The following is a 13,460-nucleotide window of genomic DNA, read 5'->3' on the forward strand; positions in this document are numbered from 1 at the left end:
CCACCCCAACCGGATCACATCAGGTCGCCGTCGGGCCGGACCAGCGGCCCGACGGCAGGGAGAGTTTAGCCGACCAGATCGACCCCGCCATCGACCGCAAGGGTCTGGCCGGTAATGAAACCATTCTGCATCAGGAACAGATAGGCCGAGGACACCTCTGCGATCTCGGCAGTGCGCCCCAACGGGATGAGATCCGAGAAATGTTGCTTGGTCTGCGCCACTTCCGCCTCTGACATACCACGCCACAGCGGCGTGACGGTCCATGTCGGCGACACCGCATTGACACGGGCCTTCGGAGCCAGTTCCACGGCCAGACCACGCACCATCGTCGAAATCGATTCATTGCCGACAATCGCGCCCGACGCCCCTTGCGGACGTCCGCCGGACCCCGCCGTGAACGTCATGCTGCCACCTTGCGCGATTTTTGGGGCTGCCGCGCGGGCAATGCGCAGATTGGCAAAGAGCTTCTCTTCAACCGCGCGATGGATCGTTTCATAATCGGCAGAGAGGAACCCGCCGCCCATAAAGCCGCCCGCCATCGAAACCAGATGGTCGAACTGCGCGATCTGGTCAAAGAAGCTGCTGATCGAGGCCGGATCGGCGGCATCCAGCACCGCCCCCGATACCGCATGCCCCGCCGCGCCCATCTCTGCGATGACCGCATCAAGCTTGGCACGATCCCGTCCGGTGATCGTCACCTTTGCCCCAAGCTCTGCCGCCGAAAGGGCGGTGGCTTTCCCAAATCCCGACGTACCGCCGATCACAACGACGGTTTTTTGCGCTAAAGTCACTGGATATTCCTTTTTTCAATGCCTCGTGCAGGTCGCCGTTGCGACCCGGACAAAGGCTGGACACGCCCCGCACGGGCCACTGTGTCCGTGCGGTAAAGAGGCAGGATTACGGCTGGAAGCTTCCGGCAAGGGCGGCAGCCGTGGCCTGATCATCGTCACCGGACGAGCCGCTCACACCAATCGCACCGACAATCTGCCCGTTATAAAGGATGGGCATCCCCCCTTGCAGCGGGAGAACATTCGGCACGGTGGCCATCGACGGGCTGCCGGAATTGATCATATCCTCGAAGCCTTTCGACGGCCCCTTGAGAAACGCCGCCGCATGGGCCTTGCCGATTGCGACATCGACGGTCACCAGGGCCGCTCCATCCATACGTGCGAACGCCACCAGATATCCGGCACGATCAACCACCGCAAAGCTGAGGTTCTTCTGTGCCTTGAGTGCCTGATCCACGCCTTTCTGGACCAGTGCCTGTGCGGCGGATACCGAGATATCCGCGCTTGTTACGATTTGGGTTTGCGTCATGTGGTCACCATTCTGAACAGTCTGGCCTTGCGCGGCAGCATCTGTTGCCGCAGCCAGAGAAAAACACAAGGAAACGGCCCCGAGGGCCGGAGAAATCCGGAAAAGAGAGATCATGTCGTTCCGATATTATCCTTTTTTACAGATGCGTCGGCACCGGTTTCGGGCCGCCCCACCAACGGGTCCGCATTCTCGATGAGACGCCGGAGCATCGCACCGAATTGCTGCACCTCCTCAGAACCGAAGCCCTGCACATGCTGGTTGATCACATCAATGGCGACCGGCTTGAGCGCAGGATAAAGCGCCGCCCCTTTTTCGGTGAGCGACAGGATGATCATCCGCCCGTCTTTCGGATCCGAGGCCTTTTGCACCAGACCGAGCTTGATCAGACGATCAAGCATCCGCGTCATGGCGCCGCTGTCATAATCCAGCCCGCGACACAGTTCGGCGGCGGTGCGATTGGCGCCCCCGCCAATGCGGATCAAGACAACAAGTTGCGGCCCGCTGATCCCGAGGCTTCTGGCCCGCTTGTCGACTGCCCGTGACAAAAGCGAGGCCGCATCAATCAGCAAGCGCCCGAAATTATCCAGCGGGTCGTAATCGTGATCGGTCAGATGCGGCACGGTGGCTCCTTTCAAACGGCTGACAGACAGTTTCCCTGCCTAGGCAGTTATTTGGTCGGGAACGGGTGAGTGTCAAGAAACCGCGCCGCCCCGAATATAAGGAAATCTTGCACCGCCTCTGTGCAAATTTGCACCCACCCCCACCAAGGCGCCCCGCAGCGTGGGGCGCATCACAGGTCTAGGACACCTGCGGCGCAATTCCACGAAACAGCGTATCAAGAACGAAATCCACCCATGCCACCAGCGCCTCATGGCTGGGCGTTTCGGGGGGAGATTGCGTCAACAGCCGCACCTGCCAATCACCCCGCAACATACCGGCATAAAGCGGTGCCAGACGGGCCACCTTGTCAGCGCTCAGGGCAAGCTCTCCGCGTTCGGTCGCGCGGGTCAGGAGGGCTTCGATCAGGGTCTGGAAGGTCAGCGGGCCAGACTGGAAGAAGATCCGGCTAATCTCTGGAAATCGAACGGTTTCTGCCACTGCTGCACGATGCAGCGCCAAGGAGGACGGCGCAAGGATAAGGTCGAGATAGGCCACCGAGACCCGATGCAGGGACATGCGCAGATCGTCGCGTTCGCTCGGCAGCCCCTCGAGCCGAGACATATGCGCCGAACATTCGGTCTGCAACACCGCCTCGAACAGCGCCTCTTTCCCCGGAAAATAGGAATAGACCGTCGATTTCGAGACCCCTGCCCGTTGCTGGATCATATCGGTCGTCGCCGCCGCGAAACCATGCGTCAGAAAGACCTCGCGCGCGGCGGCCAGAACCACACGGGCCTTTTCCGGCATTTCGGGCTTTTGCTCTGCATGCGTCATTTCTGCCATTTGGCGGACCTCGTCGAAAAAATCCCGAACAAGCATACTCGACAATTTAGGAAACGAAAGATAGTACCGCTCGGTACGGTTCAAAATCGAACCGAGCGGTATGGTCAGGATTCGCCTTGCCATATCGGGATGTCCTTTGCCATTGAGAACGAGCGCCATGCCTGCTGATTTTGCCACTTCCGGGAGACCCTCCCTGTTTGCGGGGTTGAAAACTTACGGCCCCTACCGCCCTTCCTTGCTGCTTGCGCTCAGCCTTGGTCTGGCCGGATGTGCCGCACTGCCCTCGAAGACCGACCCGACACCCGATCTGGCCATCCGTGCCGCCTTTCTGGCCGAAGCGACCACAGGCAGCCCGTGGTGGCAGGGCTTCAAGGACCCGACACTGGACCAGCTTGAACAGCGCGCGCTCCAAAACAACCTGACCCTGCAGCAGGCGGTTGAACGCATCGTGCAGAGCCGCCAGTCGGTCAAGATCGCCAATGCCAGCCTGCTGCCCAGCCTGTCGGCAGAAGGCTCCGTGCAGCGCGGTGCATTCAGTGCCTATGGGGCCGATGTCGCCGCAGGGGCCAGCCCGCAGACAGCCGATGTCTGGGATCTGGGCGTGCAGACCAGTTGGGAGGCGGACCTCTTCGGGCGGGCACGTAACACCAAGCAATCGGCACGGATGCAGGCCCTGTCCGCAGAAGACGAGATGCGTGGCGCGATGCTTGCGCTCACGGCAGAGGTGGCCTCGACCTATATCCAGCTGCGCGCCGCCCAGCAGGATGTCGTGACGATCCGTGAAACGCTGGATGTGGCCAACCACGCCGTCCGCATCGCCCGTGCGCGGGTCGATAACGGGATTTCCAGCGATAAGGATATCGCCTCGTCACGCGCCCAGCTTGCCGATGTGCAGGCCCTGCTTCCACGCGCCGAAGCCAAATCCACCCAGCTTATGAACAGCCTCGCGGCGCTGTTGGGCCAGCCCCCCCACGCGCTGGATACGCTGCTTGGCAAGGGGGGCAGGATCCCGACGCTGACCCACACCCCGCCCAGCGGGCTGCCCTCCGATCTGGCGTTGAAACGCCCCGATGTGCATGCGGCAGACGCCAATCTGCATGCGGCCATCTCGCAACGGCAGGCTGCAAAAGCCGATTTCTATCCGAGCTTCTCGATCAGCGCGCGGGCCGGCAAACAGGCCTTCGACCTGTCCGATTTCGATGCGTGGAACGCGCGCTATTTCGGCATCGGCCCGACCGTCAGCCTGCCGATCTTCTCGGGCGGCAAGATCGTGGCCAATTACGAACTCTCGCGCTCGCGCGAAAGAGCGGCGGCCAGCGCCTATCAGGAAACGCTGATCCGCGCATGGGAAGAAATCGCCAATGCGATGACCAGCGAGCGGAAAGAACGCCAGCGCCTGTCCTATCTGCGCCAGTCCGTCACTTATTATCAGGCCGAATTGCATAGCGCCGAACGCAATTACGAGGAAGGTCTGACCGAATATCTGCCGCAGCTCGTGGCGCAACGCGATGTTCTGACCAGCCGCCGCGCCCTGACCGAAGGACAGGCATCGGCCAGTATCGCCGCCGTCAACCTGTTCCGTGCCATTGGCGGAGATTACCGCCAACACCCGCCGCTTGCCAGCGCGCAGGCCCAGACAAAGGGCCAGCAGCCCGCCCGAAGCGGGGCCAAAACGGGAGCGGATAAATGACCGGCGCACCGGCAATGGCCGGACCGGGGGGGCAGGCACCGGCAGGCGGCCCGCCGAAAGGTCCGGGCGGCCCGCCGCCCTTCACCCGCCGCACCGCCGCGGCGCTGGCGGGGATCTTGCTGGGAGCCCTGATGTCGGGCGTCAATAACCGTGTGGGGGCCTTGGCCCTGACCGATATCTCGGCGCAGGTCGGCGCGGCATCGGATGCGGCCTCATGGATCGAAACCAGCTACACCGCCGGAGAGCTGCTGGTCATGCCCTTTGCCGGATGGTTCGCCATCACATTGGGATTGCGGCGCTTTCACCAGATCGCGCTGGCGATCTGCTGTTTCATCGCCATCCTGCTGCCCTTCACCCTGAACCTGCAACTGTTCATCGGCCTGCGTTTCGTGCAAGGCATGGCCGCGGGCTGTCTGGTGCCGGTGCTGATGATGGCGGCTCTCAAATTCATGCCCGCCAATATCCGGTTACACGGTCTGGCCCTGTATTCGATGACCGCAACCGTCGCCCCCAATATTGCGGTCAGCTTTACCGCCTTCTGGCAGGGCGAGGCGCCGCTCTGGCAATGGCTTTACTGGCAGATCATCCCTGCGGGGATCTGCGCTGCGGCACTGGTTCACTGGGGCCTGCCCAATGACCCGATCATCTGGCCCCGCTTCCGGCAGGGCAACTGGCTGGGCATGAGCCTGGGCATTCCGGGCCTCGGCCTGCTGGTTGTCGCCCTGACCCAAGGCAACCGTCTGGAATGGTTCGAAACCCCCTTCATCACCTGGAGCCTATGCGCCAGCGTGCTGTTGATCCTCGCCTATCTTGTGACCGAGTGGCGCCATAGCGCGCCTTTTATCAAACCGCAGCTTCTGGCGCGGCGAAACCTGTGGCTAGGCTTCTCGCTTCTGCTCTGCGTGCTGGTACTGATGCTCTCGGCCAGCCTCATTCCGGCAACCGCTCTGGGCGCGCTGCACGGGTTCAAGGCCCTGCAGGTCGCACCGCTCTCGCTGATCGTGGCCGTGCCGCAGGTGCTGGTGGCCCCCGCCGTGGCGCTGCTGCTCTATCGGAAATGGATCGATGCGCGTCTGGTGCTCAGTACGGGGCTGATCTTTATCGGCATCGCCTGCTGGATCAACAGCCGCATCACCGCGACATGGATGGCCGACCAGTTCGTTCTGGCGCAGATCCTGCAATGTCTGGGGCAGCCGATGTTCATCGTCTCGCTGCTGTTTCTGGCAACCTCGGTGGTGCATCCGATGGAGGGGCCCTATATTGCGGGCACCGTGAACACCATCCGGGCTTTCGGCACCACGCTGGGCTCGGCGCTGATCGAGAAATTCCTCGAATATCGCGAGGCCTTCCACGCCGAACACATGCAGGATTCCATCGGTCGTCTGACCTTGCCGATGCAGGAAACGACGCGCGATCTTTTCGCCGTGGTGCCACAACAGGCGCTGATCCTGTCCAGCGCGGATGTGCTGATCGTTTTGGGCAGCTTCGCCTTCCTGCTGGCCCCTGTCGGATTGCTGCTCAAGCATATTCCGGCCCCAGATCTCAGCAAAGGCCCGCCCCCCGCTCCTATCGCCCCGCGCCGCGATGCGCCCCCTCCGGCGGCCTCCGCCCCCGTCACGTCCTGAACCGGCATAGAAGCCGCCTCTTCCAACTAGGTCCGTTGCAATGTTCCGCTCTAAAAACATCCTGATTGTCGCCTGCATTCTATGCGCTCTCGGCGCAGGCTGGATTATTCTCAACCGTCCCGCCAGCCAGTCGCGTTGGCAGGTCACCGATGATGCCTATATCAATGCCGATATCGTCGCCCTCTCTCCCGAAGTGAGCGGCCGCGTCACCGAAATCGCCGTGCAAGAGCATGAAACCGTGCATAAAGATCAGGTGATCGCAAAGCTTGATGACCGCGATTACAAATTTGCCGTGGCCGCTGCACAGGCCCAGCTTGATACCTCCGATGCGGCTCTGGCCGCATTGACCGCGCAGATCGCCCAGCAAAAAGCCGCCATCGAGGAAGCCAGCGCCCAGACCACCGCCGCGCAGGCCAATCTGGAGCTGGCCCGTTCGGATGCCAGCCGCTATGCCAATCTGGCACAGGACGGCTCCGCCAGCCAGCAGGCGCGCGAGACGGCACGCACCCATGTGACGACAGCACAGGCCGAACTGGCACGCTCGCAGGCCGCGTTGACACAGGCGAAGATGCAAAGTCAGGTGCTGCAAGCCAAACAGAACGAGGCCAGCGCCGCGAAAGCCAGCGCGCAGGCCGCGCTTGACAAGGCCAAGCTGGATCTGGACCGCACCGTGATCCGCTCGCCGATCGAGGGGATGATCGGCGTGCAAAGCCTGCGGATGGGCGCGCTTGTGGGGCCGCAAACTGTGGCCTGCCTCGTCGTGCCGCCGCCGCAGGATCTGTATATCGACGCCAATTACCGCGAGACCCAGCTTGACCATATGACGCTTGGACAGCCGGTCAATATCGAGATCGATGCCCTGCCCGATACGACCTTCACCGGCCATGTCGCCTCTATCGCCCCCGCCAGCGGCGCAAGCTATGCCAGCCTGCCCGCCCATAATGCCACCGGCAATTTCACCAAAATCGTGCAACGCCTGATCGTTCGGGTCAGCATCGATCCGGACAATAGCGCGATCAACCAGTTGCGCGCGGGGATGTCGGTCGTGACCAGGGTCGATACCGCCAAGCACTGAGACGACAGCAGGCAGGCATCACGGTGCCTGCCTTTTGCATGGGCTGTGCAGGCATGCACCCATCGGGCGAGGAGAAATGCCGCGCATGCACTTTACAGGCTGTTCGAACCGGCGTTAAAAGCCGGAGCCTACCCAGCCCAGCCACCCGACCGTTGCGGCCTCCGGCCCTGTTCCGGACCCCCGCCCTAACGGAATCCGGCCAGCCAGCTTCCTGTCACGCATTACAAGGCCTGCAAGAGTTCATGACGTCCCAAACCTCCAATGATATCTCCACCGGCTGGCTGCCCCCGCATCTGCGCCGCGTTTTCTCGGGGCTGATCGTGGCAATGGCGCTGGCCGCTCTGGACCAGAGCATTGTCAACACCGCCCTGCCGCGCATGGCCAGTGATCTGGGCGGTCTGGCCCATCTCAGCTGGGTCGTCACCGCCTTCATGCTGACCAACACGGTCTCGACGCCGATCTATGGCAAGCTTTCGGACATGTTCGGGCGGCGCGTCTTCCTGCTGGGGGCGGTGATTGTGTTTCTGGTCATGTCGATGCTCTGCGGTGTAGCGCAATCCATGGGCCAGTTGATCGCCTTCCGCTTCCTGCAGGGGATCGGCGCGGGCGGGGTGATGACGCTCAGCCAAACCGTGATCAGCGATCTGGTCAGCCCCCGCGAGCGGGTGCGCTATCAGGGGCTGTTCTCGGGGGCCTTCGCCTTTGCCAGCCTGACGGGGCCACTGCTGGGCGGGGTGCTGACCACGCTGCTTTCATGGCGTTGGGTCTTCTATATCAACCTGCCATTGGGCATTCTGGCGCTGGCGCTCCTATGGACGGCCCTGCCGCCCTCGCCGCCGCGCCGTAGCCACAAGATCGACTACCTCGGTGCGGGCCTGCTGATTATCGGCGCCTCGGCGCTGCTGCTGCTGTTCAGCCTCGGCGGCTCGCTCTTCGCATGGGGATCGCTGACAAGCCTGATCCTCGGGGGGATCGCCCTGCTGGCTCTGACGCTGTTCTTCTGGACCGAACTGCGCGCGGCCGAACCCATCATCAACCTGCGCCTGTTCCGTATCAGCGCCTTTGCAACGGGCATTCTCACCATGTCCTGCATGGGGTTTGCGATGATGAGCGCAATGGTCTTCCTGCCGCTCTATTTCCAACTCGTGCTCGGGCTGAACCCCGCACAGGCAGGGGCCATGATGCTGCCGCAGGTGATCGCGATGCTGCTGACCTCGACCTTCGGCGGCAAGCTGTCCTCCGATCTCGGACGCCCCAAAATCTTCATGGTTGCAGGCATCGCCTTCGAAGCCGCAGGGCTTGGCATGCTTGCCGTTCTGGCGATGACAGGGGCCGCCTATCCCGCATTCTGGCTGGCTCTGGCGCTTTTGGGAACGGGGATGGGCATCGCCATGCCCAATGCCACGGCCATCGTGCAGAACTCGGTTCCGAAAGACAGCATGGGCGTCGCGACATCGACAATGGCCTTCCTGCGCTCGATGGGCGGCACGCTGGGGGTCGCCGTGTCGGGGGGGGTGATGGCAATGGGACTGTCCTCGAACCTGCGCGCCCTGGGGGGCGATATCGACGTGCAGGCCATCATCAATGGCGGCATGGAGGCGGTCGATACCCTGCCCGCCACATTGCGCCCCGAGATTGACGAGGCTTTCCGGCAGGCAATCACCGCAGCGTTCGAGATGGGCGGCATTGTCATGAGCGTGGCACTGGTCGTGGCCCTGACCCTGCGCGGCACGGCCTTCAAGCCCCGTCCCGCAGAGCCGCCGCGCGACTGACCCGGCACGCCGGGCATCTTCCGACCCAGAGCCCAAGGGGCGGCGCAGGCTGTTTTTGCGGCTCCGTCAGGCGGCGCCACAAGCGGCGCGATATCCCCTCAACGGACGCAATCCCCGCAGGCCTGCTGGCTCCGCGCACATGGAAACGCCGCGCAACCCGAAGGCTACGCGGCGCTGTCTTTGTCTTTCGGACAGGTCCGCTTTAGCGCAAAGCGAAATACCGCGCGGGGTCCATCATCGTCACCCGCACGGCCACCCGTACCTGCGCGGCGGCGCTGAGCATATCCTGCAGCTTCAGGGCGGCGGCCCGCACCTGCTCCAGACTGCGCTCGGGCTTTTCAAGCACCCGCAGATCCGCCGAGGCCTGCGCCTGATCGGGCAGCCCATAGACCGGAACAAGGGTCAGATGGCAAAACTCCATCGGCACCGAAAGCTCGCGGCAGAGCATCTGCCGGATTTCGGGCAGCGCCGCTTCGAGGGTCGAACCGCATTCGGTCCAGAGATCATGTGCGATCTGCATCGACATCAGGGGCATCGTTTTTCTCCGCTTACTCGGCCTGCGCGACCATGACAAAGTCGAAGGGGGAACGCCACATCGTCTCGCCATTGATATGTTCAAACGGGGCGACCAGCGTCTGTTTCACACCGAAAACGGCATCATCGCCCAAATAGACGTCATCGCCCACGAATGTATGCGTCACAATAGTCTTATGCCCCGGTGCGGTGACCATGAAATGCATATGCGCCGGACGGTTGGGGTGACGCCCCAGATGCCCGAGCATCTGTCCCACCGGACCATCATCGGGGATCGGATAGCTGACCGGCTTGATCCCGACGAAACGGTATACCCCGTCCGAGCCGGTGATGAACCGCCCGCGATTGTTCCATTTCGGCTGGAGATCGGGCTGCTGCACATCATAGAAGCCTTCGGCATTGTCCGACCACACATCGACACAGGCCCCCTCGATCGGCGTGCCATGCAGGTCGATCACCCGACCTTCGTAAAGGCAGGTATCGCCCTTGCCATCGAGGCTGATACAGGTTCCCATCTCGCGGATCGGCGCATTGGCCACATGGAACGGGCCGAACACGGTGTTCTCCGTCGCCCCTGTGGGCCTGCGGTTATTGATGGCATCCACCAGCATCGACACCCCCAGCACATCCGACAGCAGGATGAATTCCTGACGTTCGCCGCTGCAGATCTGTCCGGTCTTGGTCAGGAAATCGATCCCGATATCCCATTCTTCCTGCGTCAGTTCGACCTCTTTGACGAACTCGTGCATATGCCGGACCAAAGCTTCCATGACTGTCTTCAGACGCGCGGGCACAGTGTCGCCCATCCGTGCATTGACCGTCTGATCGGACGCCTCCTCGGTGAAAAATTTTGTCATAGTCACGTTCCTTATGTCAGAATCCTGCCAAGCCGGAGCCGGTTTCCGCCCCGCGGCAGCGCGGGTACGGGCCGGGCGCGGGCTTGACAAATCCGTATGAAAATAATGCGCCAGCCCCGCCTGTGGACCCTGTCCCTCAGGCCTGTCCCGCCACAGGCGACACGACCCGAAAGGGGCCGGATCGCGCGCGGGCAACTGGCGGGCGCAAGGCGGGCCGCTTAGGGCCTGTGGCCTTCCCATGCGGCTTGCAAAAGCGCACGGATCGCCTGCCGCTCGACGGGGCGCGGGTTCCAATAGGGGTTTTTCACGGCCAGATCCGCCGCACGGTCCAGATCGGCCTCGGCCAGCCCCAGATCACGCAGCGCCATCGGCGCCCCCAACTCTTTGGCAAAATCCCAAAGACCCTTGCCCAGATCACCCCCGAACATATCGGCAAGCGGCTTGAGATCCTCCGCCGCCGCCTGCGCATTATAGGCTGCGGTATGCGGGATCATCACCGAATGCGTCTCGGCATGGGGCAGGCCGAAAGAGCCGCCCAGAGTGTGACAAAGCTTGTGATGCAGCGCCATCCCGACAGATCCCAGCACCGTGCCGCACAGCCACGCGCCATAAAGCGCCTCGCCGCGCGCGGTCGCATCCTCCGGACGACGGACAATGGCGGGCAGAGCCTGTTTGAGCGCCCGCACCCCGTCCACCGCCATCATCGACGCCACGGGGTTCTTGTTTTGCGCATAGAGCCCTTCGATGGCATGGGCCATAGCGTTCAGTCCCGAAGTCACGCTCATCGCGACGGGCAGTCCCAATGTCAGATTGGGATCATAGATCACCGTCTCGGGCAGGACACGGGCATCGCGCAGGGTGGTTTTGACACCCTCCTCGGTCTGGCCCAGGACGGGGGTCACTTCCGACCCCGCATAGGTCGTCGCGATCACCAGTTGCGGGCAATCATTGCGCCACGCGATGGCCTTGCCCAGACCGATGGTCGACCCGCCCCCGAGCGCGATCACGCAATCCGCGCCGGTTTCGGCATAGACCTGCATGGCCTGATCGGTCACCTCTACGGGCGTATGCATGGCCGCCCCCGCAAAGACACCAACGGCCTGTGCGCCCAGCGATTGCGCCAAGGCCTGTGCATCCTGCTCTTGGAACGGCGTCGAAAGCACCAGGGCCCGCGCACATCCCAAAGCACGCAGCTCCTCGGCCACCCGATCCAGCGCGCCACAGGCAAACACCACCCGCGCGGGATTGAGACTACAGATAAAATTCAGTGACATTTTCCCCCCTGTCCCGATCCGGCGGACCGGGCTTCCCAGAGTAGGAGACTACAAACAGACCAGCCGCGTAGCATCCTAATATTGAATGATTTCATATCTGAAAGATATGACCCCGTGCGATGCCCCCCGATATCGCCATCGGGGGGCGCCGGTTCAGGCCGAAAGCGCGGCTTCGACCGCAGGCACATTGAGCGACTGCATCACCTTGTCGAACCGCTCGCGCAGGGCTTCGGGGCTATTGGCCGTCAGAGCCACATAGAAATCCGGACGGATCAGCACATAGCGCGCATCGATCTCTTCCATCCACGCCTTATAGGTGCCTTCGCGGTCCAGCACATTGGCCTGACCGGCCTGTGCCGACATCTGCACCCCGAAGCCTTCCAGCGAGGCCAGCTGCGCTTTCTGTGCAGCGCTCAGCACCGCCATCGGATCGGTATCATAGCCGATCAACACCCAGCCCTGCCCCACGGCCTGATCGAACAGATCGACCTTGCCATTGGCCTCGACCACGCCCTGCACCGACAGCTCGCCCGAATGCGCGCTGTCCTGACACCATGCCCCGTGACCCAGATGGCAGATATCGGTGGGCACGGGCGTATGGTTGCGCGCGGCCAGATCCGCGATCATCTCCTTGTCGCGCTTGGCGGCTTCGGCCTCGTCCGCGATACAGATGATCTGCCCCAGTTCCTGACTGAAATTGATGTAATGCTTGGCATGTTCGACGCGCTCGGTGGTATAGCTGTCCAGCGCCTCAAGGCCATATTTGCCTTCAAGGATACCGTTCAGACGCCAAGCCATCGCCAAGGCATCACGGACCCCCGCACACATGCCCTCGCCCGCGAAGGGCGGCATCAGGTGGGCGGCATCGCCCCCGATCAGGCAGCGCCCCTTGTTCCACAGCTTCGCCCACCGCGCCTGAAAACGGTAAACCGCCGCACGCTCAAGCTGGGAATTCTCGGGGGTGATGCCCCACGGCTCCAGCAGCTTCCACGCATTCTCGGGCTTTTGCAGCTCGGTCGCATCCTCGCCCGGCAGGACCATATACTCCCAGCGGCGGCGGTCAGGGCCGCCCGCCACGGGGCCCGGCCCCCCCGGCACGATCGTGGTGGGACGCACCGGATCGCAGAGCTGCCACTGGGCGGGCTCGTGCGGGCGGCTGGCCACGTAATCGAAATCGGGGATCATATCGAGGATCAGCCAGTCGAAGAAATAGCCCCGATCCTCGTTTTCGATCCCCAATGTCTCGCGGACAAAGCTGTTGGCCCCGTCGGTGCCTGCCACGAATTTCGCGCGCAGCTGGCGGGTCTCGTCGGGACGACCGCCTTCTTCGGGGTTGCGGCGCAGCGTCAGCGTAACGCTTTCGGCATCTTGCACCATCTCGGCGGCTTCCCAGCCGCGAATGATCTCGACCGTTTCGAGCTGGTTGGCGATCTCCATCAGCCGCTCTTCGAGATAGGGCTGGTTGAACCAGTAGCGCACGCGCCAGCCCGACGCCGATTTGCTCTGCCAGTCAACGATCTGCAGATCCTCGCCATCGCGATTGCGCCAGTAATACAGCTCGTCATGGAAATTGATTGCCGGATCGGTTTCGGCATTGATGCCGAGTGTCGCCAGAATGCGGGCGATCTCGTGATCGAAGGTCACCGCCCGCGGCAGCGGGTAATAGGTGGTCCAGCGTTCGACCAGCGTCACGCGCTTGCCGCGCTGACCCAGCAAAATCGCCAGAAGATGGCCGACAGGCCCGCCGCCAACAATGGCCACATCGGTATCAAAGCCCTGAGGCTTGGCTGAGTTGTTCATGATGTCCTCCCTCGGACCTTCCCTGCTCTCCTCGTGCCGGCAAAGTCCGCAATATAACCCTGCGCTTGATTAG

At 62.7% G+C, this 13,460-nt stretch carries 12 protein-coding genes; 4 read left to right on the forward strand and 8 right to left on the reverse strand.

Annotated features, from left to right (window positions below):
* Positions 1 to 65: 65 nt before the first annotated feature.
* The 4 genes from AC2ISB_RS17225 to AC2ISB_RS17240 form a co-directional block, all read right to left on the reverse strand.
* On the reverse strand, positions 66 to 791 hold the full coding sequence (locus AC2ISB_RS17225; protein ID WP_486577120.1) for an SDR family oxidoreductase: 726 nt from the start codon (positions 789 to 791) through the stop codon (positions 66 to 68).
* A gap of 106 nt (positions 792 to 897) precedes the next feature.
* The gene (locus AC2ISB_RS17230; RefSeq protein ID WP_330646927.1) at positions 898 to 1,317 is read right to left on the reverse strand and encodes a GlcG/HbpS family heme-binding protein; all 420 of its coding nucleotides are present in this window, start codon (positions 1,315 to 1,317) and stop codon (positions 898 to 900) included.
* 110 nt (positions 1,318 to 1,427) lie between these two features.
* Positions 1,428 to 1,937 carry a MarR family winged helix-turn-helix transcriptional regulator gene (locus AC2ISB_RS17235; RefSeq protein ID WP_486577121.1) on the reverse strand — a complete coding sequence of 170 codons (510 nt, stop codon included), beginning with the start codon at positions 1,935 to 1,937 and terminating at the stop codon, positions 1,428 to 1,430.
* A 178-nt stretch (positions 1,938 to 2,115) separates the two neighbouring features.
* On the reverse strand, positions 2,116 to 2,760 hold the full coding sequence (locus AC2ISB_RS17240; protein WP_339109719.1) for a TetR/AcrR family transcriptional regulator: 645 nt from the start codon (positions 2,758 to 2,760) through the stop codon (positions 2,116 to 2,118).
* A 157-nt stretch (positions 2,761 to 2,917) separates the two neighbouring features.
* Between AC2ISB_RS17240 and AC2ISB_RS17245 the strand changes: the two genes are divergently transcribed.
* The 4 genes from AC2ISB_RS17245 to AC2ISB_RS17260 all read left to right on the forward strand — a co-directional run bounded on the left by AC2ISB_RS17245 (position 2,918) and on the right by AC2ISB_RS17260 (position 8,922).
* The gene (locus tag AC2ISB_RS17245) at positions 2,918 to 4,450 is read left to right on the forward strand and encodes an efflux transporter outer membrane subunit (protein WP_339109720.1); all 1,533 of its coding nucleotides are present in this window, start codon (positions 2,918 to 2,920) and stop codon (positions 4,448 to 4,450) included.
* Complete coding sequence (locus AC2ISB_RS17250; protein ID WP_486577123.1) at positions 4,447 to 6,075, forward strand: MFS transporter; 1,629 nt, start codon at positions 4,447 to 4,449, stop codon at positions 6,073 to 6,075. Before AC2ISB_RS17245 ends, AC2ISB_RS17250 begins: the two co-directional genes overlap by 4 nt.
* A 40-nt stretch (positions 6,076 to 6,115) precedes the next feature.
* Positions 6,116 to 7,150 carry an HlyD family secretion protein gene (locus AC2ISB_RS17255; protein WP_330646919.1) on the forward strand — a complete coding sequence of 345 codons (1,035 nt, stop codon included), beginning with the start codon at positions 6,116 to 6,118 and terminating at the stop codon, positions 7,148 to 7,150.
* Between the two features lie 242 nt (positions 7,151 to 7,392).
* Positions 7,393 to 8,922 carry an MDR family MFS transporter gene (locus tag AC2ISB_RS17260; RefSeq protein WP_330646918.1) on the forward strand — a complete coding sequence of 510 codons (1,530 nt, stop codon included), beginning with the start codon at positions 7,393 to 7,395 and terminating at the stop codon, positions 8,920 to 8,922.
* A gap of 202 nt (positions 8,923 to 9,124) precedes the next feature.
* On the opposite strand, the gene AC2ISB_RS17265 is transcribed toward AC2ISB_RS17260, so the two are convergent.
* The 4 genes from AC2ISB_RS17265 to mhpA all read right to left on the reverse strand — a co-directional run bounded on the left by AC2ISB_RS17265 (position 9,125) and on the right by mhpA (position 13,387).
* Positions 9,125 to 9,457, reverse strand: a complete 333-nt coding sequence (locus AC2ISB_RS17265) for a hypothetical protein (protein WP_330646917.1) — start codon at positions 9,455 to 9,457, stop codon at positions 9,125 to 9,127.
* 13 nt (positions 9,458 to 9,470) lie between these two features.
* Positions 9,471 to 10,313, reverse strand: a complete 843-nt coding sequence (locus tag AC2ISB_RS17270; RefSeq protein WP_330646916.1) for a dioxygenase family protein — start codon at positions 10,311 to 10,313, stop codon at positions 9,471 to 9,473.
* Between the two features lie 218 nt (positions 10,314 to 10,531).
* The gene (locus AC2ISB_RS17275) at positions 10,532 to 11,587 is read right to left on the reverse strand and encodes a maleylacetate reductase (protein WP_330646915.1); all 1,056 of its coding nucleotides are present in this window, start codon (positions 11,585 to 11,587) and stop codon (positions 10,532 to 10,534) included.
* Between the two features lie 153 nt (positions 11,588 to 11,740).
* The gene (gene mhpA / locus AC2ISB_RS17280; RefSeq protein WP_486577124.1) at positions 11,741 to 13,387 is read right to left on the reverse strand and encodes a bifunctional 3-(3-hydroxy-phenyl)propionate/3-hydroxycinnamic acid hydroxylase MhpA; all 1,647 of its coding nucleotides are present in this window, start codon (positions 13,385 to 13,387) and stop codon (positions 11,741 to 11,743) included.
* Positions 13,388 to 13,460: the final 73 nt, after the last annotated feature.

The sequence above is a fragment of the Thioclava sp. NS-SX20 genome (assembly GCF_057380695.1).

Coding starts and splice junctions, on each gene's coding strand:
- AC2ISB_RS17230 (WP_330646927.1), bottom strand. CDS start 1,317: ATGACGCAAACCCAAATCGTAACAAGCGCGGATATCTCGGTATCCGCC.
- AC2ISB_RS17240 (WP_339109719.1), bottom strand. CDS start 2,760: ATGGCAGAAATGACGCATGCAGAGCAAAAGCCCGAAATGCCGGAAAAG.
- AC2ISB_RS17245 (WP_339109720.1), top strand. CDS start 2,918: ATGCCTGCTGATTTTGCCACTTCCGGGAGACCCTCCCTGTTTGCGGGG.
- AC2ISB_RS17250 (WP_486577123.1), top strand. CDS start 4,447: ATGACCGGCGCACCGGCAATGGCCGGACCGGGGGGGCAGGCACCGGCA.
- AC2ISB_RS17255 (WP_330646919.1), top strand. CDS start 6,116: ATGTTCCGCTCTAAAAACATCCTGATTGTCGCCTGCATTCTATGCGCT.
- AC2ISB_RS17260 (WP_330646918.1), top strand. CDS start 7,393: ATGACGTCCCAAACCTCCAATGATATCTCCACCGGCTGGCTGCCCCCG.
- AC2ISB_RS17265 (WP_330646917.1), bottom strand. CDS start 9,457: ATGCCCCTGATGTCGATGCAGATCGCACATGATCTCTGGACCGAATGC.
- AC2ISB_RS17270 (WP_330646916.1), bottom strand. CDS start 10,313: ATGACAAAATTTTTCACCGAGGAGGCGTCCGATCAGACGGTCAATGCA.
- AC2ISB_RS17275 (WP_330646915.1), bottom strand. CDS start 11,587: ATGTCACTGAATTTTATCTGTAGTCTCAATCCCGCGCGGGTGGTGTTT.
- mhpA (WP_486577124.1), bottom strand. CDS start 13,387: ATGAACAACTCAGCCAAGCCTCAGGGCTTTGATACCGATGTGGCCATT.